The sequence below is a fragment of the Phytopseudomonas daroniae genome (assembly GCF_004327275.1).
Taxonomy (GTDB): domain Bacteria; phylum Pseudomonadota; class Gammaproteobacteria; order Pseudomonadales; family Pseudomonadaceae; genus Aquipseudomonas; species Aquipseudomonas daroniae.
In genome coordinates, this window is record NZ_QJUJ01000002.1 from 137,161 (window position 1) to 159,567 (window position 22,407).

Annotated in this window: 20 protein-coding genes and 2 tRNA genes; 10 read left to right on the top strand and 12 right to left on the bottom strand. The window is 62.8% G+C overall.

Features of this window, described 5'->3' with window-relative positions:
* Nucleotides 1-440 precede the first annotated feature (440 nt).
* The 3 genes from DNK10_RS05690 to DNK10_RS05700 are packed head-to-tail and all read right to left on the bottom strand — an operon-like array spanning nt 441 to nt 3,603.
* The gene (locus tag DNK10_RS05690) at nt 441-785 is read right to left on the bottom strand and encodes a YdbL family probable chaperone protein (protein WP_131190886.1); all 345 of its coding nucleotides are present in this window, start codon (nt 783-785) and stop codon (nt 441-443) included.
* Nucleotides 786-796: 11 nt separating this feature from the next.
* A complete protein-coding gene (locus DNK10_RS05695; protein ID WP_042553186.1) occupies nt 797-988 on the bottom strand; it encodes a YnbE family lipoprotein in 192 nt (63 codons plus the stop codon).
* A gap of 14 nt (nt 989-1,002) precedes the next feature.
* Nucleotides 1,003-3,603 (bottom strand): intermembrane phospholipid transport YdbH family protein, encoded by a 2,601-nt coding sequence (locus DNK10_RS05700; RefSeq protein ID WP_165495951.1) that lies wholly within the window; start codon nt 3,601-3,603, stop codon nt 1,003-1,005.
* Nucleotides 3,604-4,160: 557 nt separating this feature from the next.
* On the opposite strand from DNK10_RS05700, the gene DNK10_RS05705 reads away from it, so the two are divergent.
* Complete coding sequence (locus tag DNK10_RS05705) at nt 4,161-4,535, top strand: tetratricopeptide repeat protein (RefSeq protein ID WP_242674633.1); 375 nt, start codon at nt 4,161-4,163, stop codon at nt 4,533-4,535.
* 57 nt (nt 4,536-4,592) lie between these two features.
* Nucleotides 4,593-6,080, top strand: a complete 1,488-nt coding sequence (locus DNK10_RS05710; protein ID WP_131190889.1) for a DNA recombination protein RmuC — start codon at nt 4,593-4,595, stop codon at nt 6,078-6,080.
* Between the two features lie 113 nt (nt 6,081-6,193).
* On the opposite strand, the gene DNK10_RS05715 is transcribed toward DNK10_RS05710, so the two are convergent.
* Nucleotides 6,194-6,535 carry an FKBP-type peptidyl-prolyl cis-trans isomerase gene (locus DNK10_RS05715; RefSeq protein WP_131190890.1) on the bottom strand — a complete coding sequence of 114 codons (342 nt, stop codon included), beginning with the start codon at nt 6,533-6,535 and terminating at the stop codon, nt 6,194-6,196.
* Between the two features lie 72 nt (nt 6,536-6,607).
* The gene (locus tag DNK10_RS05720) at nt 6,608-10,084 is read right to left on the bottom strand and encodes a hybrid sensor histidine kinase/response regulator (protein WP_131190891.1); all 3,477 of its coding nucleotides are present in this window, start codon (nt 10,082-10,084) and stop codon (nt 6,608-6,610) included.
* A 244-nt stretch (nt 10,085-10,328) separates the two neighbouring features.
* On the opposite strand from DNK10_RS05720, the gene DNK10_RS05725 reads away from it, so the two are divergent.
* The 5 genes from DNK10_RS05725 (at nt 10,329) to DNK10_RS05745 (ending at nt 14,879) form a co-directional block, all read left to right on the top strand.
* Entirely contained in the window at nt 10,329-10,898 is a 570-nt protein-coding gene (locus DNK10_RS05725) for a GNAT family N-acetyltransferase (protein WP_131178586.1), read from the top strand.
* 6 nt (nt 10,899-10,904) lie between these two features.
* Nucleotides 10,905-11,759 (top strand): helix-turn-helix transcriptional regulator, encoded by an 855-nt coding sequence (locus DNK10_RS05730; RefSeq protein ID WP_131190892.1) that lies wholly within the window; start codon nt 10,905-10,907, stop codon nt 11,757-11,759.
* Nucleotides 11,760-11,832: 73 nt separating this feature from the next.
* Nucleotides 11,833-12,543, top strand: coding sequence for an AzlC family ABC transporter permease (locus tag DNK10_RS05735; protein WP_131190893.1), 711 nt, complete (start codon nt 11,833-11,835; stop codon nt 12,541-12,543).
* A complete protein-coding gene (locus tag DNK10_RS05740) occupies nt 12,543-12,866 on the top strand; it encodes an AzlD domain-containing protein (RefSeq protein WP_131190894.1) in 324 nt (107 codons plus the stop codon). The genes DNK10_RS05735 and DNK10_RS05740 overlap by 1 nt, the downstream gene beginning before the upstream one ends.
* A gap of 138 nt (nt 12,867-13,004) precedes the next feature.
* Nucleotides 13,005-14,879, top strand: a complete 1,875-nt coding sequence (locus DNK10_RS05745) for an MFS transporter (protein WP_131190895.1) — start codon at nt 13,005-13,007, stop codon at nt 14,877-14,879.
* Between the two features lie 82 nt (nt 14,880-14,961).
* Here DNK10_RS05745 and sugE read toward each other — a convergent pair whose 3' ends face one another.
* The 3 genes from sugE to rdgC form a co-directional block, all read right to left on the bottom strand.
* Nucleotides 14,962-15,279 (bottom strand): quaternary ammonium compound efflux SMR transporter SugE, encoded by a 318-nt coding sequence (sugE, locus tag DNK10_RS05750; RefSeq protein ID WP_131190896.1) that lies wholly within the window; start codon nt 15,277-15,279, stop codon nt 14,962-14,964.
* A 296-nt stretch (nt 15,280-15,575) separates the two neighbouring features.
* A complete protein-coding gene (locus DNK10_RS05755; RefSeq protein WP_131178579.1) occupies nt 15,576-16,517 on the bottom strand; it encodes a bile acid:sodium symporter family protein in 942 nt (313 codons plus the stop codon).
* Nucleotides 16,518-16,659: 142 nt separating this feature from the next.
* On the bottom strand, nt 16,660-17,580 hold the full coding sequence (gene rdgC / locus DNK10_RS05760) for a recombination-associated protein RdgC (RefSeq protein WP_131178578.1): 921 nt from the start codon (nt 17,578-17,580) through the stop codon (nt 16,660-16,662).
* 311 nt (nt 17,581-17,891) lie between these two features.
* Between rdgC and DNK10_RS05765 the strand changes: the two genes are divergently transcribed.
* Nucleotides 17,892-17,967: transfer RNA gene (locus DNK10_RS05765), tRNA-Val, on the top strand.
* Between the two features lie 13 nt (nt 17,968-17,980).
* Nucleotides 17,981-18,057, top strand: a tRNA-Asp gene (locus tag DNK10_RS05770).
* Nucleotides 18,058-18,194: 137 nt separating this feature from the next.
* On the opposite strand, the gene DNK10_RS05775 is transcribed toward DNK10_RS05770, so the two are convergent.
* From DNK10_RS05775 to DNK10_RS05790, 4 genes are read right to left on the bottom strand one after another with little or no spacing between them, the layout of a single operon-like run.
* Nucleotides 18,195-18,848, bottom strand: coding sequence for a DUF3618 domain-containing protein (locus DNK10_RS05775; protein WP_131190897.1), 654 nt, complete (start codon nt 18,846-18,848; stop codon nt 18,195-18,197).
* The gene (locus DNK10_RS05780) at nt 18,845-19,249 is read right to left on the bottom strand and encodes a phage holin family protein (protein ID WP_131190898.1); all 405 of its coding nucleotides are present in this window, start codon (nt 19,247-19,249) and stop codon (nt 18,845-18,847) included. The genes DNK10_RS05775 and DNK10_RS05780 overlap by 4 nt, the downstream gene beginning before the upstream one ends.
* Nucleotides 19,246-19,659, bottom strand: coding sequence for a hypothetical protein (locus DNK10_RS05785; RefSeq protein ID WP_131190899.1), 414 nt, complete (start codon nt 19,657-19,659; stop codon nt 19,246-19,248). Before DNK10_RS05785 ends, DNK10_RS05780 begins: the two co-directional genes overlap by 4 nt.
* Nucleotides 19,660-19,708: 49 nt before the next feature.
* Nucleotides 19,709-20,125: a YgaP-like transmembrane domain gene (locus tag DNK10_RS05790; protein ID WP_165495952.1), complete on the bottom strand. Its 417-nt coding sequence runs from the start codon at nt 20,123-20,125 to the stop codon at nt 19,709-19,711.
* A 474-nt stretch (nt 20,126-20,599) separates the two neighbouring features.
* Between DNK10_RS05790 and DNK10_RS05795 the strand changes: the two genes are divergently transcribed.
* The gene (locus DNK10_RS05795) at nt 20,600-22,393 is read left to right on the top strand and encodes a thiamine pyrophosphate-requiring protein (protein ID WP_131190901.1); all 1,794 of its coding nucleotides are present in this window, start codon (nt 20,600-20,602) and stop codon (nt 22,391-22,393) included.
* Nucleotides 22,394-22,407 lie beyond the last annotated feature (14 nt).

Consider the following 22,407-nt stretch of genomic DNA (forward strand, 5'->3'; position numbering starts at 1 on the left):
CGGATCGTTTCGTCGCGAGAGAGGGGGAGACGAACCTGAGCGTTGCACCGTACAGCATGACCCATGCAACTCGTAAACCGTAGGGCGTATTAGCCGTAGGCGTAATCCGCCGCAAGAAAGCGGCATCACCGCGCTCAAACGGCAGAGCGCTCCGCACGAAGGTGAGGCGTTCTGGCCTATCGCGGATACAGGCGGTTTGCGGTAAACGACGGATTACGCTTCGCTAATCCATCCTGCTACTGGAGCCGTAGGATGGGTGGCAACCCATCGAAGTGATGATAGGTTGTCACCCACCCACGAACTGCCACGCTTTTGTAGGAACCGCGCCCCCACGGCGATTGTCGGTCACGCCGCAGATTCTGGCTGCGTCGGTCGGCGGGCCTTTCATACGTTCTCCAGAAACCACCCGCAGCACTCGGCAGCGGGTGGTTTGGCGGTCATCACTTGCGACGCCATTGCCCTTGCTGCTGGATGTACTGGCCGCTCGGGGTCTTGTCGATGGCTTTCTGCCCGGCGATGGTTTCCACGTCGCTGAGCTGGATACCGTTCTGCTGGGCGAGCTTCTGATACTCGGCGCGGCGGGCCGCGTTGATCAGCCTGGCGATCTCGTCGGCCTGGCCGCCGGATTTGACCACGCCGAGGTAGCCGCTGGGCATCTCGCCGAGCTGGCCGCTGGCCTTGGCATCACCCAGGGCGGACATCGCCTCGTTGAGGCTGAGGGCATGGGCTGGCAGGCTCAGGCTGAGTAGCAGCAACAGACCGGCGAAGGGTTTGATCAGACTCATGTAGGTTTTCCTCAGAACAGTCCGCTGGATTCACTGAACATGCTGTCCAGCGCCTTATCCACCTTGATATAGATCTCGTGCTCGATCTTCACATTCAGATTGATGTTGATCGGCTCGTTAGGCATCGCCAGTTGTACCGTCGGGGTACAGGCTACGCTCAGTAGCCCCAGCAGCAGGGCGGTGATGCAACTACGCAAGCGCATGGCGCTTCTCCTCGTCAAGGCTCCTTGGGTGCGGTGTTGCGTTGCAACATTCGCTGTTGCACGCGCCGCGTGATGATCTCGTTGACCCGATCCGTCAGTTGCAGGCTGGCGAGCAGATTGGGGATGTCCTCCTCCAGGTTGATGTTGAAGTGAATCGGCCGGCCATTCTCGATGGCCGGGTTCTGACCTTCCAGGCGCATGACCAGACGCAGTTTACCGTGCTGATCATAGTCGACAGAGCTGTTCAGGGTGGTGAAGTTGAAGTCTTCCAGGGACTGTGTAACCAGTTGCATCGCCGGGTTGCTGCGGCCCAGGGCCTTGATCTTCTCCGAACTGAACTGCAGGCGCCCGCCGGGTTTGCGTGCGGCGATATGGCCTTGCTCCACCTCGATACCGTTCTGGCCACGGCGCACGGGCAGATCCCCATCCAGGGTGCCACTACCGGCCAGGCCTTCAGCCGGGTAGAGGGTGAAAAGCTGCTGGAGTTCCAGGCCGCGAATCTGGATTGGAAACAACTGATTGCTGGCGGCGAGATCCCATTGCCCTGGCGTGAGGATGACGCGCCCACCCATGAGATCGGTCTGTGCCAGGTTCAACTGCAACTGGCCCTTGTCCGCGGTGGCCAGCGTCGCGCTGTAGCGGCCGCGCACTTGTACGGGGCCGATGGGCAGGCCGGGGTTGGCCTGCTGCAGATGCAGTTCCTCTATGCTCAGGTCGAAGCGCTGGCGCGCCAGCTTGAACTGCAGGCGGGTGTCCAGGCCGCTCAGTTCGGAGCGGTCATAAATACCGCCGAGGCCCTTGCCGGTGAGGGTCAGGTCAACGTTTGGGGCGCTGCTGTCAGCGGCCAGCGCCAGGCTTGCAGTAGCGTTCAGGCGCCCGTTATTGAGGTCGAGCAATTCCGGCCATTGCACCAGGGTTTTTGCCAGTGGGTTGCCGGAGCGCATGAACAGTTCACCGAGGGTCGCCTTGAGCTGCAGGTTGTGCGCGGCATCGAGGCGGGCGTCGAGGTCGAGTTGCAGGTCGCTGTCGTTGCCCAGCTTGCCGCGCAAGGTGCCGGCCAGATCCGCTGCCGCTACCTGGCTCTGCAAGCGCCAGCCCTGAGGCTTGAGATTGGCCTGCTCCAGGCGCGTGGTGCTCAGGTTCAGCGGGCCCTTGAACTGCCAGTGTTGCAGAGCGCCGTCCTGCAATTGCAGGTTCAGGGCGCTGCCGCCGAGACTGATCTGCAGCTTTTGTGCGCTCAGGTCGGCGCTTTTCAGCGTTGCCGCTTGAACCTGCGAGCCCTGGCCAATGTTCAACTCGACCCCATTGCCATCGGCATGGCCGGCCAGCTTGAGGTCGCTGGTCAGTTCGCCGGCTTGCCAGCCAGCCTGGTTCGCCTTGGCGGTGCGCGTGGTGAGGCGCGTGTCGGCGAACTGCACGGCCCAGGGGGCTGAGCTTGCCAGCGCCAGGCGGCCCTGCAAGTCCAGGCGGGTAGCGCCACGCAGTGCCAGCGTCAGCTTCAGTGGCAGGCTGCGCTCGGCCAGTTCGGCGCGCAGGCCGCCGAGCACCGTATCGGCCTGCACCTGTACGCGCAGGGATTCGCCGTGTAATTCCGCTGGCAGAGCGTTCAGCCAGTCAGCGCTCGGTTCTGTCAGTTGCAGGTCAGCCTCGACGCGCCTGGCGATCCATTGCTGCCCGTCATTGTGCGCTGCCAGTGCCAACTGGCCCTGCAACTGTCCGAGGCCGGGAAATGGCCAGGGCTGCGGCAGGTTGCCTTGCACATCGAACTGGCCGCTGGCGGCCAGCAGGTTGTCCACATCGATTGCGCGGCGTGGCAGGTTCAACTGCCATGAGCCCTCCAGGCCAACCTCTCCTGGGGCCTGAGGCCACTGCGTGCCGTCTGGCACCGTCCAGGCGCTCAGCCAGTTCTGCAGGGCCGCCGCTTGAGTCAGTTGCGTCGCGTCGAGCTGACCACTCCAGGCCAGGCCATCGCCAACTTGTGCGAGGCTGCTTTTCACGGTCAGTTGCGGCTGCTGATCGACGGCCAGGGTCAGTTGCAGGTCGAGTTCGTCGCTCTGCGACTGTAGAGCGAGCGAGCCACTCAAGACCTGTGCCTGGTGATCGACATTCAACTGCAGCGTGATGTGGTCATCCTCACCGCGCAGCAGGCTCAGGTCACCTGTGGCGGTGCATTGCCCGCGGGCGCAGGGCAGGGTGGCGTCGAAGTCGCGAACCTTCAGGCTGCGTGGCAGCAAGGCGAGCGGCGCAGCCAATTGCTGCAGGTCGAGATCGGCCGATGGAGTGGGCGGTGCTACGTCATTGTCTGTCGGTAGCCAGGTAATCGTCAGACGGTCGATATCCAGGTGCTGCCAGAACGGCAGGCTCAAGTCGAAGTCGCGCCAGGCCAGTTGCAGATCCTGGCTGTGCATATCCAGGGTGCCAGCGCTGCTGCGCTGTCGCAGCTCCAGGTTCTTGACCAGCAGGCCAGCGCTGGAGAGCGAAACGCCATGCCAATCGAGTTTTTCGACGCCATTGCGCTGCAGCAGGTAGCGGCCACCGAGATAAAGGACAGCGATGGACACCACGAGCAGCGTGAAAACAACAAACAGTCGCAGCCTGGTGCGGCGGCTGAGCATGGGCGTCATCCATCGGCGGGTGGATTGGCGACGGTAACCCGAAGCAGCACGACCTGCCAAACCTGGTTTCGCGGGTGGCTCGCTCAGAGTTTTATGTCAGCAAGGTGACATGGGCTTTATTGGTGCAGGGGCCAAACCTCCGTCTGTCAGGGCGCAGAGCCGATAACGCCTGGCTGGTGCCCTGCAAAAGGGCGTTGCAGCGGGTCTGCCGGCGGACTTGTGCACAATCGCGATGTAGCTTGTCAAGCAGCTTATTGGCGCTTGCACAAATCCTCCGATTATCGTAGGGGTGTTTTTAAGTGCATGAAAAATATGGATTTTTTTGATGTGGCCAAAAAATAACCAGTTTGACTCAGGAGCCCACACCATCGGCGTTGGGGAGCATTTCTCCCACGATACACACAAAGTTATCCACAGCTTCTGTGGATTGTCACAAGCAGGCCAGCAGGGAGTAGGGCGGGGTTTACCTGTGAATAAAAAAGAGTAGAGTGGCGCGCCTGTTCCGTAGCCCCGCTTTACTCCATATGCCCCGCGCTCTGCCCCATCCCAAACTTCATATGCTTCCCGTGCGTGCCCAGGTACCTGTTCGCGTTGCCGCCTGGTTGTTGGACAGCCCGCGTCTGGGGCATGCACCCAGCGTAAAACGCATTGCCGGTCGCCTGCTCAAGCAACCTGCGCGTCAGGGGGTGGTTCAGGCGCAGAGCCGTCTCGGCCAGATGCTCTGCCGCGACTGTGGCAATACCCGTGATCGCCGTATCGGCGTGGAGCTGCTGCGCCAGGCCGCACGAGCCGGTGACGGCGCCGCTCAGTTGGAGCTGGGCCGTCTCTATTGCCAGCCGCGCACCCTCGAGCCGCAGCTAGCCAGGCACTGGCTCGAGCTGGCGGCGTTGCAGGGCGTCGAGGAGGCCAGAGACTTGCTGCGTCGTCTGTAGCCTTCGTAGGCGCGTCCGCGCGGGTATACTGCCTGGCAGTCTCGCCTGGATGTTCGTATGCCCTTCGATCTCGCTTCGCTGCTGCCGGCCTTTCTGATCGGCGCTCTGCTCTCTGCCATTCCTTTATTGCTGCGAACCGTCGCCTTGTCGCGGCAGGCCGAGGAGATGCGTCTGCAATCCGGTCTGGCACAGGAGCGGATGAATGCGGCGCAACTGGCCCAGGCGGGCTTGAGTGCGCAACTGGACAATTGCCGCGACGAACTGGCCGAGATCATCGAGATCAAGGCTGACCAGCAGGCCGAGCTGGCCGCGCTGCGCCGGGAAACCCATCTGCTGCAAAACGACCTGCAACTGGCCCGCGAGCAGATCAAGGGCGGGCAGGCGTTGCGTGATCAGCAGGAAGCCGAGCTGCGTCGTCTGGACACCGAGCGAGCCGGGCTGGCCGCCGAACTGCATGAGCAGCAGGAGCACCATCAGCAGCGCCTCGACGATCTGCAAGGCGCCCGCGATGCCTTGCGGGCGCAGTTCGCCGAGCTGGCAGGCAAGATCTTCGACGAGCGCGAGCAGCGTTTCTCGGAAACCAGTCAGCAGCGCCTCGGCCAGTTGCTCGATCCGCTCAAGGAGCGCATTCAATCCTTCGAGAAGCGCGTCGAGGAAAGCTATCAGCAGGAAGCGCGCGAGCGCTTTTCCCTGGGTAAGGAGCTGGAACGCCTGCAGGGGCTCAATCAGCGCCTGAGCGAGGAGGCGATGAATCTGACCCAGGCGCTCAAAGGCCAGAAAACCCAGGGTAACTGGGGCGAGCTGGTGCTCGAACGGGTGCTGGAGCACGCCGGCCTGCAAAAGGGCCGCGAGTACCACACCCAGGTCAGCCTCAAGAGTGCCGACGGTGAACGCTTCCAGCCGGATGTGCTGATCCAGTTGCCGGGCGAGAAGCAGGTGGTGGTCGACGCCAAGGTCAGCCTCACTGCCTATCAGCAGTGCGTGGCCGCCACCGATGATGCGACGCGGCAACTCGCCCTGAAGCAGCACGTGCTGTCCTTGCGCAGCCATCTCAAGGGGCTGTCACTCAAGGATTACCAGCATCTCGACGGGTTGCACAGCCTGGACTTCGTGCTGCTTTTCGTGCCCATCGAGGCCGCGTTCGCAGCCGCTTTGCAGGCCGATCCGGGCCTGTTCCAGGAGGCTTTCGACCAGCACATCGTGATCGTCAGCCCGACCACGTTGCTGGCTACGTTGCGGGTGATCGACAGCCTCTGGCGTCAGGAGCGGCAAAGCCAGAATGCCCGGGAGATCGCCGAGCGGGCGGGCGCGCTGTACGACAAGTTCGTGGCCTTCATCCAGGATCTGGACGAGGTGGGCATGCGCCTGCAGCAACTCGACAAAGCATACTCCGGCGCCCGCAACAAGCTGGTCGACGGTCGCGGCAACCTGATAAGCCGCGCCGAAAACCTCAAGCTGCTCGGCGCCCGAGCCAGCAAGAGCCTGCCTCCCGAGCTGCTCGAACGAGCCGCTGGCCTGCCGCTGGATGACCCTGAGGACGACTGAGTCTCTCACTGCCAGGGCGATTTCGTTTCCTGGATCTCTGAGGCATCAAGGGCAGCGAAGGGCTGAGCTTCGAGCGGCTCGAGCCACGCCCAGGACGAGATCACAGAGGCTGCTCAGTCGTCCCGCGTCAGCACTTCCAGCAGTTCGATTTCAAACGTCAGGTTCGAGTTGGGTGTGATGTGCGCACCCATCGACCGCTCTCCGTAGGCCAGGTGCGCAGGAACGAAAAGGCGACGCTTGCCGCCGACCTTCATGCCCATCAGCCCCTGATCCCAGCCCTTGATGACCCGACCTGTACCGATCACGCACTGGAAGGGTTTGCCGCGCGAGTAGGACGAGTCGAACTCGCTGCCGTCTTCCAGCCAGCCGCGATATTGAGTGGTGATCAAGGCGCCTTTGACCGCTTCCTTGCCATCCCCCACCTGCAGGTCTTCTACACGCAGCTCATCACTCATATCGCTTGTCCGTTCATTTTCGAGGGCCTGCGTTTTCGCAAGAAACGGGGCGCCTGGCAAGACCCTCTTCGTTCACTGCAGCGGCAGGTGGCGGCTGATCAGCGCGCGCAAGGCGGCTGGCTTCACCGGTTTGGGCAGGAAATCCAGGCCCGCGGCATGCACCTGGGCGATCAGCTCGGGGCGGCCGTCGGCGCTGATCACCACACCGGGTACCGGTTCACCCAGGCGTGTGCGCAACCAGGCCATCAGTTCGGTGCCGGTGTCGCCTTCGTTGAGGTGATAGTCGACCAGCGCCAGGTGCGGGCGTACTTCGTCGTTGAGCAGTTGCTCGCACTCGGCGCGGTTGCGCGCAGACCAGACCTGGCAGCCCCAGCGCGACAGCAGGCTGTGCATGCCGGTGAGGATGCTTTCTTCGTTGTCGATGCACAACACCTGGGTGCCGGTCAGCAATTGGCCGTTGCCTTCGGGCCGTGGGCGCTGAACCGTGGGCACCTGGCTGCGGGCGATCGGCACGGTGACGCTGAACACACTGCCTTTGCCCGGCCAGGAACGCACCTCCAGGCTGTGATCGAGTACCCGGCACAGCCCGTCGGCGATCGCCAGACCCAGACCCAGACCTTTTTCGGCGCGGGTCTGGTGGCTGTCCAGGCGTTTGAATTCCTCGAAGATGGTCTTGCGCTTGTCCTCGGGAATACCCGGCCCGCGATCCCACACTTCTAGGCGCAGGTGCCCGCCCTGGCGGCGTACGCCCAGCAGCACGCGGCCCTTGGCGTAGCGAAAAGCGTTGGTCAAAAAGTTCTGCAGCACACGGCGCAGCAGCTTGATGTCGCTGTCCACCCGCAGCTTGCTGCCACGCAGATGCAGGTCAACGCCATGCTCTGCTGCCAGCACCTTGAATTCGGCACCCAGGGTATCGAACAGGCTGTTGAGGGCGAAGGCATTGCGATCCGGGGTGATGCGGCCATTTTCCAGGCGCGAGATGTCGAGCAGATCGCTGATCAGGTCTTCCGCGGAGCGCAGTGAGCTGTCCAGGTGGCGCACCAGCTCCTGGGCTTCGCGCGGCAGCGCTTCTTCCTGGTGGGAGAGGGCGGCGGAGAACAGGCGGGCGGCATTCAGCGGCTGCATCAGGTCGTGGCTGACTGCGGCGAGAAAGCGGGTTTTGGAAGCGTTGGCCGTTTCGGCGACGCCGGTGGCCACGGTCAGTGCCTGGTTCAGTTGCGACAGTTCATGGGTACGCTCGGCAACGCGTTGTTCGAGGCCCTCATTGGCCGCCTTGAGGGCGCGTTCGGCCTCGCGGAATTCGGTGATGTCGGTAAAGCTCATGACGAAGCCACCGCCCGGCATTGGGTTGCCGATCAGCTCGATGACCCGGCCGTTGGGGAACACCCGCTCGTAACTGTGGGCGGTGCCCTGGCGCATCCAGTACAGGCGTTTGGCCACGCTTTCCTCGACATCGGTGTCGCCGAGCATGCCGCGCTCGGCGTTGAAGCGGATGATCTCGGCAATCGGCCGACCGACGCAGATCAGGCCTTCCGGGTACTGGAAAATTTCCAGGTAGCGATGGTTCCAGGCCACCAGGCTCAGGGACTGGTCGACCACGCTGATGCCCTGGCTGATGTTCTCGATGGCGCCTTGCAGCAGGGCTCGGTTGAACTGCAGCACTTCGCTGGCTTCGCCGACGATGCGCACCACGTCCTCGACCTGCATGTCGCGGCCTTCGATGGCTGCCTTGACTACCGCACGGGTCGAAGAAGCACCGAGTACGCCGGCCAGCAGGCGTTCGGTGTGGGCGATCCATTCGCTGTTGGCCGGCTGCGCCGAGTTGAAGGCCTTGCCCTGGCGCGCGGCGAAACGGCTGAAGCTGTGCTGCGCGCGTTCCTCACCGACGAAGCGCCCGGCCAGCAACAGCAGGTCGTTGATCTGCACCGCAAGTGCGGTACGGCCGCCCTGTTTGCTGCCAAAGTCGTGGTTGACGAAGCGCCCGGCCTGCCAGTGCTCGGAAACCCGGGTGCGTGAGAAGAACGACACCCAGGCGAACAGCGTCAGGTTGCCGGCCAGCGACAGCACCACGCCCCGGGTCAGGGCATCCACCTCGAAACCCAGTGGGGCGTATAGCAGCGTGCGCAGGCCGGGGAAAATATCCAGCGGCCAGCCGAGGCCGCGGGCCAGCACGGGCAGCACCAGGGTGTAGAACCACAGGGCGGCGCCGGTGATCAGGCCGGCGAACACGCCGCGCCGGTTGGCCTGTTTCCACACCAGGGCGCCGAACATGGCAGGCGCCAGTTGGCCGATGGCGGCGAAGGAAATCTGCCCGATGGTCGCCAGGCTGGCGTTGGTGCCGAGCAGGCGATAGCAGACGTAGGCCAGCAGCAGGATCAGCACGATGCTGACCCGGCGCGCGGTGAGCATCCAGTGGCGGAACGCCTCGAAGGGGCGCTCGGTGCTCTTGCGGTGCAGTAGCCAGGGCAGCAGCATGTCGTTGGAAATCATGGTCGACAGCGCCACCGAGGCGACGATCACCATGCCGGTCGCCGCCGAGGCGCCGCCGATGAAGGCCAGCAGGGCCAGGGCCGGGTGAGCTTCGGCCAGCGGCAGGCTGATCACGAACGAGTCCGGGCTGACGCCTGCGGGCAGCAGCATCTGCCCGGCCAGGGCGATGGGGATGACGAACAGCGCGGCGAGCAGCAGGTACAGCGGGAACACCCAGCGCGCCAGGCGCAGATCCCGCGGTTCGGTGTTCTCCACCACGGTAACGTGAAACTGACGGGGCAGGCAGACGATGGCGATCATCGCCATGCCGGTCTGCACCAGCATCGCCGGCCAGTTCACCGCCACGGCCCAGTACTCCTCCAACTCCGTGTTGCGTTGCGCCTGGGCGAACAGATCGCCGAAGCCGTTGTACAGGCCGTAGGTGACGAAGGCGCCCACGGCGAAGAAGGCCAGCAGCTTGACCAGCGACTCGAAAGCAATGGCCAGCACCATGCCACGGTGGTGCTCGGTGACGTCGAGGTTGCGGGTGCCGAACAGGATGGTGAACAGCGCCAGGATCACCGAGACGATCAGCGCGGTGTCCTGGGCACGGGTGCCGTCGGCATCGGTTTCCGAGCCGATCAGCAGGTTGACACCGAGCACGATGCCCTTGAGTTGCAGGGCGATGTAGGGCAGTACGCCGACCAGGCAGATCAGCGCGACGACGATGGCCAGCGACTGTGACTTGCCATAGCGGGCAGCGATGAAGTCGGCGATCGAGGTGATGTTTTCCTGCTTGCTGATCAGCACCATCTTCTCGATCACCCAGGGAGCGAACAGCAGAAGCAGCATCGGCCCGAGGTAGATCGGCAGGAACGACCACAACTGCTCGGCGGCCTGGCCGACGGCGCCGAAGAAGGTCCAACTGGTGCAGTACACCGCCAGCGACAGGCTGTAGACCCAGGCACGCACCCTGGGCGGCAGCGGTTTGCGCCGACGGTCACCGTAGAAGGCGATGGCAAACAGAACGGCCATATAGATCAGGGCGACCGCAGCGATAAGCCAGCTGGACAGCGACATGCGTACTCCGGGAAAACCAAGGGGCGAGCGCATCATCGCATGCGCGCCTTTACGTGCTTGTATCGAGACGTAGAAGATAGCGCAGTAGTGTCGCAGCAAAGCACCGCAGCGTCAGGCGCGACCAAGGTCGCACATGTACATCGGGAGTCGTTGCGGCACCCTGTTGCAACCTGTTTTAAGGCAGACAGGCCCTGCGTTCGATGCGAGACTGATGGGCCTTCGCCGCTGTTCGTGGAGAGAATCAATGTTCAAGCCGCAGTTGATCACGCTACAACGTGGCGCCCTGCGCATCGAGCCGCTGCTCGATGGAGATATTCCTGCTCTGGTGACCCTGGCCGAAGCCAACCGGCAGGAACTGGTCTACATGAGCGGCACCCAGCGCCTGGACTGGTATCGCCAGGCTCTGCACGAGCAGCGCGAGGATCGGGCGTTGCCGTTCGTGATTCGCCTGGGCGATCAGTTGGTCGGTACCACCCGTTTCGCCGACTTCGTGCCGACCCTGCCTACCGTGGAAATCGGCTGGACCTGGTTGGACGCCAGCCAGCACGGCACCGGTCTCAACAGCATGATCAAGTACCTGATGCTGCGCCATGCCTTCGAAAGCTGGCAGATGGTGCGCGTACAACTGAAAACCGCTGGCAGCAATCTGCGCTCTCAGCGTGCCATCGAAAAGCTCGGTGCCGTCCGCGAAGGGCTGCTGCGCAATCATCGCCGCCTGGCCGACGGGCGTCTCGACGATACCGTGATGTACAGCATCACCGATCAGGAGTGGCCGGTGGTCAAGGCAGGTCTGGAGGCGCGCTTCGGCGTCTGATCAAGCATGGATTCCGGTGAACGCACCCGCTTCTGGGAAAGTTCGGCGTTGGTCGGCGTGGAGCTGCTGCAGGCACGCTATATCAAGCAGCGCTTCACCCCTCACGTGCATGAGGGGTTCGTGTTTACCGTGATCGAGCACGGTGCGCAGCGTTTTCGTCACCGTGGGGCCGACCACCTGGCACCCGTCGGCAGCATGGTGCTGATCAATCCGGATGAAGTGCACACGGGCTCGGCAGCCCACGAGCAGGGCTGGCTCTACCGTGCTTTCTATCCAGCTCCTGCACAGGTCGATGGGGTTCTCGAAGAGCTGGGGCTGGCACATCGCGGCATGCCTTCTTTCGCCGCCAGCGTTCTGCAGGATGCGCAGCTACACCAGGCATTCGGCGAGTTGCATCGCTTGCTCGATAGCGACGCGAGCGTATTGCAACAGCAGACGGTATGGCGCGAAACGCTGTTGTTGCTGTTCCAGCGTCACGCCGGTGTCACCCAGGCGACTGTACCTGGTCTGGAGCCCCGTGCCGTGATGCAGGCCAAGGAGCTGCTTGCTTCACGCCTGGGCGAGCCGCCGTCACTGGAGGAACTGGCCGCTGCCGTGAATCTGTCTCCGTTCCATTTCGCTCGGGTATTCCGGCGCTCCACCGGCCTGCCGCCCCATGCCTGGCTGCAGCAACGGCGGCTCGAGCAGGCGCGAGCCCTGCTGCGCGATGGCTGCGCACCCCTGAATGTGGCCCTGCAACTGGGCTTCTCCGACCAGAGCCACCTTGGGCGGCAGTTCAAGCAGGCTTATGGGGTGGCGCCCGGTGAATATCGCAACGCTTGCGCAAGATCGTTCAAGACGACCGCAGTGCCGATCACATAGCCTTTGTGGCGAGCGCTTTTGCAGCCTCGATCGCCCGCAAGCGGGCTCCCATATGGCCAATGGTTCGGATCTCATGTCCCGTCAACACGAATTTCTGCAGGGGCTGCGCGACATGCTGCCGATGCTGCTCGGTGCCATGCCGTTCGGCATCATCTACGGCAGCCTGGCCGGCGCCGCCGGGCTCAGTGCCTGGCAAGCCGTCGGCATGTCGGTGCTGGTGTTTGCCGGCTCCGCGCAGTTCATCGCCATCAGCCTGCTCGGCGGTGGCGCGACGCTGGCGGTGCTGTGGCTGACCACTCTGGTGGTCAACCTGCGCCACGCCCTGTACAGCGCGACCCTGCAGCCTTTCGTTCGCCACCTGCCCAAGCGCTGGCGCGTGCCACTGGCATTCTGGCTGACCGACGAAACCTTTGCCGTGGTGCAGCAGCGTTACGCCGAAACGGATGCGTCGCCGCACAAGCACTGGTATTTCCTCGGCGCCGGGCTGGCCATGTACGTCAACTGGGTGAGCTGCACCCTGATCGGCCTGGTGTTCGGTCAGGCGGTGCCGAACATCGCGGCCTGGGGGCTGGATTTCGCCATGATTGCCACCTTTATCGGTGTCGTCGTACCGATGCTGCGCAACCGCCCGCAGGTAGCGGCGGCGCTGGTGGCCGCGGTGGTCGCATTGGTGTGTCATGAGTTGCCGTACAAGCTAGGCCTGATGGCTGCTGCCTTTGCCGGCATTCTGGTCGGCGTGCTGCTGGAGCGTTATCAGCGCCCACTGCAGGAGGAGCCTTGCTGATGGAAAACTGGATGCTGATTTTCGGCATGCTGGCGATCACTTTCGCCACGCGCTACAGCCTGTTCGCCTTTCCCGATCTGCGCTTTCCCCAGGCAGTGCGCCAGGCCCTGCATTACGTGCCGACCGCCGTGCTCACGGCCATCGTGGTGCCCGGCATGTTGCTGCCGGACGGCGAGCACTGGGCTCTGCGCTGGGACAACGCCTATCTCCTGGCAGGGCTGACGACCATTGCCATCGCGGTGGTAACCCGGCATCTGCTGGCGACCATTGGCGGCGGTCTGCTGATCTTCTTCCTGCTGCGCTGGGCGATGGGGCAGATTTGAGCAGCGCCAAGTCACAAGCCACGAGCGACAGCTAAGGGCCATCCGCAGGCTCTTGGCTTTTTCTTGCAGCTTGAGGCTTGCGGCTTGCAGCTCTCGTCGAGTCCAATGCTCAGCGAATCACCAATAGGGAAGGTATCGATGAGCCAGCATTCGCAATTCGCCCTGCTGAAGAGCAGGCGCTTCCTGCCGTTCTTCATCACGCAGCTGCTCGGTGCATTCAACGACAACATCTTCAAGCAGTCGTTGATCCTCGCGATTCTGTTCAAGCTCAGCCTCGACACGGATCGTGATCTGCTGGTTAACCTGGCCGCCATGCTGTTCATTCTGCCGTTCTTCCTGTTCTCCGCACTCGGTGGGCAGTTCGGTGAAAAGTTCGCCAAGGACTGGCTGATCCGCCGGCTCAAGTTCTTCGAGATTTTCATCATGCTGGTCGGCGCGGTCGGCGTGCTGCTCGGCAACCTGACGCTGATGCTCGCGGTGCTGTTCGCCATGGGGCTGCAGTCGGCGCTGTTCGGCCCGGTGAAGTACTCGATCCTGCCCCAGGCGCTGAAGCCCGAGGAGCTGGTCGGCGGCAACGCCCTGGTGGAAATGGGTACCTTTCTGGCGATCCTGGCCGGCACCATCGGTGCTGGGCTGATGCTCACCAGCGCGCATTACGGGGTGATCGTCGCCTCTTCGGTGGTGCTGGTGTCAGTGCTGGGCTACCTGTCCAGCCGCGGTATTCCGCGCGCGGATGCCGCGTTGCCTGACCTGACCCTGGATTGGAACATCCTGCGCCAGACCTGGCTGACCTTGCGCATGGGCCTCACGCAGCCCAAGGTCGTATCACGTTCGCTGGTCGGCAACTCCTGGTTCTGGTTTCTCGGCGCGGTGTACCTGACGCAGATTCCGGCCTATTCGAAGGAATGGCTGCACGGGGACGAGAGTGTGGTCACGCTGATCCTTACCGTATTTTCGGTAGGCATCGCGCTCGGTTCGATGCTCTGCGAGCGGATGAGCGGGCACAAGGTGGAGATCGGCCTGGTACCGTTCGGCTCCATTGGCCTGTCGCTGTTCGGCATTCTGCTGTGGTGGGGCTCGGGCGGCGTGCCCGAGGCGGCGCAACCGCACAACTGGCTGGCGCTGCTCGGTTATGGCCATGCCTGGTGGGTGCTGGGCTCTATTCTCGGCATTGGCGTGTTCGGCGGTTTCTACATCGTGCCGCTGTACGCCCTGATCCAGTCGCGAACCGCCGAGAACGAGCGGGCCCGGGTGATTGCCGCGAACAACATTCTCAACGCGCTGTTCATGGTGGTATCGGCACTGGTGTCGATCCTCTTTCTCAGCGTTGCCGGCTTGTCGATCCCGCAGCTGTTCCTGGTCATTTCGCTGATGAACGTGGCGGTCAACAGCTACATCTTCAAGATCGTCCCCGAGTTCACCATGCGCTTCCTCATCTGGCTGCTCGGGCACTCGATGTACCGGGTGTCGCACAAGGGCCTGGACGCCATTCCGGACGATGGGCCGGCGGTACTGGTGTGCAACCACGTGTCGTTCGTCGATGCGCTGCTGATCGGTGGCGCGGTGCGTCGGCCGATACGCTTCGTCATGTACTACAAGATCTACAACCTGCCGCTGCTCAACTTCATCTTCCGTACCGCCGGCACCGTGCCAATCGCCGGACGCAGCGAGGATCTGCTGGTGTTCGACGCGGCGTTCAAGCGTATTGGCGAATATTTGCGTAACGGCGAGGTGGTGTGCATTTTTCCCGAAGGCAAGCTGACCGCCGACGGCGAGATCAGCGAATTCAAGGCAGGTGTCGAACGCATTCTGCAGGACAACCCGGTGCCCGTGATTCCCATGGCCCTGGGCGGCCTGTGGGGCAGTATCTTCAGTCGCGATCCGCAGAAACGGTTGTTCCGCCGCTTCTGGTCGCGCGTCGACCTGATCGCCGGGATGCCGATCGAGGCGGCTGCGGCCACGCGCCAGGTGCTGCAAGCCGAGGTCTCTGCATTGCGTGGAGACAAGCGCTGATTCGATTGTGGAGGTACCAGCTGCGATTCCTTCGTCGTAGTGCATAAACGAAAGAGCCCGCCAATTGGCGGGCTCTTTCGTTTCAGCCGTGGCTCAGCTTCAGCCCGATCAGGCCGCAGATGATCAGTGCCACGCTGGCCAGGCGCAGCAGTGCCATGGACTCGCCGAACAGGATGATGCCGGCGATCACCGTGCCCACCGCGCCGACGCCTGTCCAGATAGCGTAGGCGGTGCCCAGGGGCAGTTCCTTCATGGCCAGGCCGAGCAGCGTCAGGCTGACCACCATGGCGGCAACCGTAAGCAGGGTCGGAAGGGGGCGGCTGAAACCGTCGGTGTACTTCAGGCCGATGGCCCAGCCGACCTCGAACAGGCCGGCGAAGAACAGAATGATCCAGGACATGGAACGACTCCACTGTGTGGGGTCGTCCCCGGCAGTCAAGCACTGAAATCCAGGGTCGTCCCCGGCGTGCGCCACTCACTATTGTGCATGAAGTGCCTGGCAGGGCAAATCGGCTGCAGGGGTTGCCATGACGCCAGAACCGACCTAGATAAAGCGAAAGAAGCCATAAGCTACAAGGCGGATGGCCGCCCCCTTCAAGCGACACGTTAAAAGCGGCTCGGAGCGCTCTATTGTTCTTGCTTCTATCTTGAAGCTTGAAGCTTGCGGCTTGCAGCTCAATGGCCGCTATCGCCTGGTCAGCTTTCCTGCTTGTCGTCCTTCAGGCGTCGTAGAACGGTCGCCAGCAGCGCACCAGAGAGGTTGTGCCACACGCTGAACAGCGCGCTGGGCACCGCCGCCAGCGGTGAGAAGTGAGCACTGGCCAGGGCGGCGCCAAGCCCGGAGTTCTGCATGCCGACTTCGATGGACAGCGTTTTGCGCTGGGCCAGCGGCATACCGGTGAGCACTCCGGCCAGGTAGCCGAGGCCGAGCCCGAGGCTGTTGTGCAGGATCACCACGGCCATGATCAGCAGGCCGGATTCGGCGATCTTCGCCTGGCTGGCGGCAACCACTGCTGCCACGATTGCGACGATAGAAACCACCGAGATCAGTGGCAATACATCGATTGCCAGCTTCACGCGTTCGCCCAGCAGTCGTTGTGCGACCAGGCCAAGGACGATCGGCAGCAGCACCATCTGAAGAATCGAACTGAACATGGCCCAGAAGGAAACCGGCAGCCATTCGGAAGCCAGCAGCCAAATCAGCGCGGGAGTGACGATCGGTGCCATCAGGGTAGTCACTGCAGTGATACCAACGGACAGCGCTACGTCACCCTTGGCGAACCAGGTGATGACGTTGGAAGCGGTGCCGCCCGGGCAGCAGCCGACCAGAATCACGCCCACAGCGATTTCCGCCGGCAAGGCGAACAACTTGCAGAGTAGCCAGGCCAGACACGGCATGATGATGAATTGTGCGAGCACGCCGATCAGCACCCGCAGTGGATGCCGGGCCACTTCGCGGAAATCCGCGGCCTTGAGGGTCAGGCCCATGCCGAACATGATCAGGCCGAGCAGCGGCACTATCCACGACGTCAGCGGCAAGAAGGCGCTGGGCAGCAGAAAGGCCAGAACGGCGAACAGCAGTACCCACAGGGCGAAGGTGTTGCCGACGAAGCGGCTCAGGGCGATCAAGGCAGACATGGTTATGTTTCCGTAGCGACAGAAGGCTGGCTCCGCAGCGGGCAGGCAGAGCCGGTTATTGTTAGAGGAGCAGCGGCAAGCCAAAAGCCAGAGCCTCGTGCAGACCTGCTTTCACTTGCGGCTTGAGGCTTGCCGCTGCCTTTTATATTCCCTGCGGGGTGTCTTCGCCGCCCAGTGCTTCGAAAAGCGATGGCAGGAATTCCACCAGGGTCAGCATCATCAGGGTGAAGCTGGCATCCAGCTGGCCGAGGTTGTCGTCGCCGCCATCCTGTTCGGCCTGCTCTTGCAGCAGGTCTTCGAAGCGCAGGCGTTTGACCACCAGCTTGTCGTCGAGCACGAAGGATAGCTTGTCCTGCCAGGCCAGGGACAGTTGCACGACCTGCTTGCCGGAGGTCATGTGCAGCTGGATTTCGTCCCCGGTCAGATCCTGGCGCTTGCAGCGCACCACGCCACCATCTTCGTGGGTGTCGCGCAGCTCGCATTCGTCCAGAACGTAGAAGCCTTCCGCGGACTTCTGCGTCTTCACCCAGTCGGTCATGGTCGCGCTCGGGGCGATCTTCACGGTCAGCGGGCGAACTGGCAGCGAGCCGATGGCTTCGCGCAGGGTGGACAGCAGGTCTTCGGCACGTTTCGGGCTGGAGGCGTCGACCAGGATCAAGCCCTGGGCCGGGGCGATGGCCGCGAAGGTGGCGGACTTGCGGATGAAGGCACGCGGCAGGAAGGCCTGGACGATCTCGTCCTTGATCTGGTCGCGCTCCTTCTTGTAGACCTTGCGCATCTGCTCGTTTTCGATCTCGTCGACCTTTTCCTTCACGGCGTCCTTGACCACGCTGCCGGGCAGGATGCGTTCTTCCTTGCGTGCGGCGAGCAGCAGGAAGCCCTGGCTTTCATGTACCAGTGGCGCGTCGGCACCTTTACCGAACGGTGCGATGAAACCGTAGGTGGCCAGTTCCTGGCTGGCGCAGGGCCGTGCAGGTTTGGCGGCCAGCGCTGCTTCGAGCGTTTCGGTATCGAAGGGAACGTCTTGGGTGAGGCGATAGACCAGCAGGTTGCGAAACCACATGAGCGGGGTGTCTCCAGTTAGCGGGCGCGCGCTTGGCGCGCAAAAAATCATGAGTCCGAGCGCAGGGCTTCTGCATAGGTGCAGAGCGTGGGCAGTCTGGCGGCAGATGGCGAAACATGCCGCGCGACGATCAGACCAGCGCGAGGGCGCATTATTCCTTCCGGCGGCTGATTAGGCCAACCCTGTATCGAGGGGTGTGGAGGTTTCCGCTCTGAATTCCTAAGCCTTTGGAACTCCGATAAATTTTTTTCAGAAAGGGGGTTGCCAAGGTGCGGGTCGCTCTCTAGAATGCGCCCCACTTCGAGAGTGAAGGGTGATTAGCTCAGCTGGGAGAGCATCTGCCTTACAAGCAGAGGGTCGGCGGTTCGATCCCGTCATCACCCACCAACTCGTAGTATGCGCAGCGGTAGTTCAGTCGGTTAGAATACCGGCCTGTCACGCCGGGGGTCGCGGGTTCGAGTCCCGTCCGCTGCGCCATATATAGCTTCCAGGGCCCACTGAACACCCGGAAGCAACGCAAAAAAGCGCCCTAGGGCGCTTTTTTCGTTTCTGCGTGAAAAGCATTGGTCTTGCGACATGACCGGTGCCTTCCAGTCGCAAGAATCCTCGATGATCTAAATTGCGCCGGGGCGGAAGGGCGGTTCGTCGTCCAGATCGTCCAGATCGTCGAAACCGTCGTCCAGATCCGGAACTTCATAGCTCTCGGTCTCGACTTCATCCTTGCGGGCCGTGCCCAGAATGCCGATCACCGCGCCCAGCGCCAGGCCCGCTGCGGCGAATGCCCAGGGGCGGCGATGCAGTGCCAGATTCAGCTTGTCGGCTCCCTGTTTCACCTGGTTCTTGACCGTTTCCGCACTGTCGGCAAGATCATGCAGCTTCTGTCTGGCCGCGAAGGTGCCTTGGTGCAGCGACTGTTTCGCTTCGTGCAGCGCATCGGCCAGGGATTCATGATCTTCGGGATGCTCGAAATCGGTTGCCGGTTGCGCGCGTGTGCGCGTCTGTTCCACGGCCAACCAGGCCAGGCCGATGGCGGTCATGGCCACGGGAACCGGGTTGGATTTCAGGGTTTGCCCCAGGCGCTCGGCTATTTCCAGGCCGCCGCTTTCACGCCCGTAGGCCAGAGCCTGATCGATCAGGTATTGAGGGGTCAGGCGCGCTTCCACGTCATCGATCAGGGCGTCGATGCGGTTGCGTTGCTGGTCGATTTCCTGCTCGAGGATTTCCGGCGGTTTGCGCGATTCGGCTGCAATGCTGCTATTGGTACTCATGACATTTGCCTCTGCACGGCTTCCTTGTCCTTCTGCAAGGAGTCCAGGGTGCGTTCGGGGGTGAGTTGAGAAGGTGTGAATTTCTGCTGACCGATCTTCAGCATGATCAGGCCGATCACGATGACCACTACGCCCACGATCAGGGCGGCCAGCCAGGGCGCTACCACGGTGCTCAGCCCGTACACGGCGGAAAGCAGCAGCATCAGCACACCGCACAGCAGCACGATGGCCCCGATGGCTACCGCGGCGATGCCGGTCTTGGTGGCCTGCAGGGAGGCGTTGAGCTCGACCTTGGCCAGTGCCAACTCTTTGGTGAAGAGCGTTTGCACTTCGCGAGTCAGCTGGCGCAGCAGGCCGAGCAGGGAAGGATCTACCGGGGGTTGCCGCGGATCTTCAGTCATTGCAGGGCTCCTTTTCGCGTGTGACTTTCGAGAGAGCGCTCACGCTTGCACAACACCTGGCCGAGCGCGAAGCCAAGGACGATACCGCCTGCCGCCAGCCAGAACGGATGGGTGTGGGCGAAGCGATCCACCTTGTAAACCGCATCGCCGCGGGCATTGTTCAAGGCATCGCGCAGCGCGGCAAGCTGGCGGGCAGCTTCGCGCAGGCGATCCGGCGACTGCGGGGCATCCGGATTTTCCAGATCGGCGATGGTCGAACGGGCCATCTGCGCCAGGGCCTCCAGTTCGTCGGTATGCGACTGATCGGCCTGGATGCGTGCGCGCAGTTGTTCCTGAGCGTCCTGTCGCCAGTGCCCGGAGATGATCTTGGTGGGGCGCTTGTGCGGCCGTTCTTTGCTGTCGTTATCCATGTGGCTACACCTGTTCATGCTTGAAAGGGCTGTCCGTCAATTACCGGACTCAGCGGCTTTGCTCGCGGCTGGCGAATTCATCCGCGATCGGCACGTTGATATCCATGGGTGCCGGGGCTGCTGGAGCGGGGGGCACAGGAGGCGTCGCCGCGGTGCGGGTGCGATCCGCCAGTTCTTCGGCCATCAGCAGCAGTTCCTGGGCGCGCTGGATGCGAGCACGCAGGTAACGGATTTCTTCCAGTGGATCGTCCACTGCGCTTTTCACGCTGCAATGCCCGCTCAGGCCGCGCAACAGCAGCAGGCTGCCGGCGCTCAATTGACGATTGCCCAACTGGCCTTGTTTGCTTGCACCCAGTGCGGCCAGCAGCAGGCCGCCGCCGATGGACAGCAAGCGCTCCCAGCCTCTTACGTTCTGACGTGCCGGGCACTGTCGAGTGGGTTGCGATTGCGGTTCGAAGGCGACCATGGATTCACTCCTGCCTGATTGTTGATGGGAGCCGGATACACGCCCTGTCATACGGGGTCTGGCTGCGGTTTTTCCGGTAAGACATCGTTGTCCGGTTCATGGGGGTGACCGAGAGGGGCCGGTTCGCCCGGCGTGTCCGGTGTGCCGGGTGCCTGGGTAGGATCCTCTGGTATTCGCTGGCTCATGACACTTCCCTCCGGTCTGTGCTCTACGTGGTTTGAGGGTAGCGCGCGCTGCATGTTCGATCTTTTTGCCAAGCGATATCCGCATGCCGTTCCTCTGGGCCCAGGCCCGGTTCGGCACAGGCGCAGCTGCTTTCGGCAGAAACCTTAAACCTCTGCGGATTGGCTCCGGTCAATATTTGTGAATCCCCTGCAGTGACGCTGCTCGGGCAATCGGTCGCGCACGCTGACGTCGCGTGGCAACTCCATCCATGTGGGCCTGCTTCGGGCCTGAACTTCGAGCGAGTTTTCCATGAGCATGACAGTCGCAGATTTCATCGTCGAACGCCTCTATCAATGGGGCGTTCGACGTATTTATGGCTACCCGGGCGATGGCATCAACGGAGTTTTCGGTGCCCTGGCCAAGGCCGATGGCAAGATTCGTTTCATCCAGGCTAGACACGAGGAGATGGCCGCCTTCATGGCATCTGCCGACGCCAAGTTCTCTGGCGATCTGGGTGTATGCATCGCCACTTCCGGCCCGGGCGCCACGCACCTGCTCACGGGCCTCTATGACGCGCGCATGGATCACATGCCGGTGTTGGCCATCGTCGGCCAGCAAGCCCGCAATGCCCTGGGCGGGCATTACCAGCAGGAAGTGGATCTGCTGTCGATGTTCAAGGACGTGGCGGGTGCCTTCGTGCAGCAGGCCAGCTCGCCAGCTCAGGTTCGTCATCTGGTCGACCGCAGCATTCGCACGGCACTGGGCGACCGCCGGGTGACCGCGATCATCCTGCCCAATGACCTGCAAACCCTGCCTTACGAAGAACCGGCTCACGAGCACGGAGCCCTGCATTCCGGCGTCGGCTACAGCCGACCGCGGGTGGTGCCCTACGAGGCTGACCTGGAGCGCGCCGCCGAGGTGCTGAACGCCGGCAAGAAAGTGGCGATTCTGGTTGGTGCCGGTGCGCTGGGGGCGAGCCAGGAGGTCGCGCAGATCGCCGATGTGCTGGGTGCGGGTGTCGCCAAGGCGCTGCTGGGCAAGGCCGTGCTGCCGGACGGTCTGCCCTGGGTGACCGGCTCCATCGGTTTGCTCGGCACCAAACCGAGCTATCAGATGATGAATGAGTGCGACACCTTGCTGATGATCGGCTCCGGCTTCCCCTATGCCGAGTTTCTGCCCAAGGAAGGCCAGGCGCGCGGTGTGCAGATCGATATCCAGGCGGACATGCTTGGTTTGCGTTATCCCATGGAAGTCAACCTGCAGGGCGACTCCGCGGACACTCTGCGGGCATTATTGCCGCTGCTCGAGCGCAAGAAACTGCGCACCTGGCGCAAACGCATCGAGCGTTGGACGGCGCAATGGGAAACCACCTTGCGGCGCCGCGCCATGGCCTCGGCATCGCCGATCAACCCGCAGCGCGTGGCTTACGAGCTGTCGCCGCGCTTGCCGGATCGCGCCGTGGTCACCTGCGACTCCGGCTCCTGTGCCAACTGGTTCGCCCGCGATGTGAAGATTCGCGAAGACATGCTCTGTTCGCTGTCCGGTGGCCTGGCCTCCATGGGGGCGGCAGTGCCCTATGCCATCGCCGCCAAGTTCGCCCATCCGGATCGCCCGGTGGTGGCTCTGGTCGGCGATGGTGCGATGCAGATGAACAACATGGCCGAGCTGATCACCGTCGCCAAATACTGGCAGCAATGGCAGGACAAACGCTGGATCTGCGCGGTGTTCAATAACGAGGATCTCAACCAGGTGACCTGGGAGCAGCGGGCCATGGAGGGCGATCCGAAGTTCCCGGCGTCCCAGGACATTCCCAATGTCGCCTACCACCAATTCGCCGAGTCCATCGGCTTGAGGGGCATTTACGTCGATCGTGAAGAGGATGTCGCCCAGGCCTGGGAGCAGGCCTGGGCATCGGATCGACCGGTGCTGATCGAGTTCAAGACCGATCCCGATGTGCCGCCGTTACCGCCGCATATCACCCTGGCGCAGGCCAAGGCGTTCGCTTCGGCGCTGTGGCAGGGCGACCCGGATCAGGGTGGCATCATCCGCCAGGCGACCAAGCAGGTACTCGGCTCGATTCTGCCGGGTAAAGGTCGGCGTTAGGGTCTGTTGCCGTT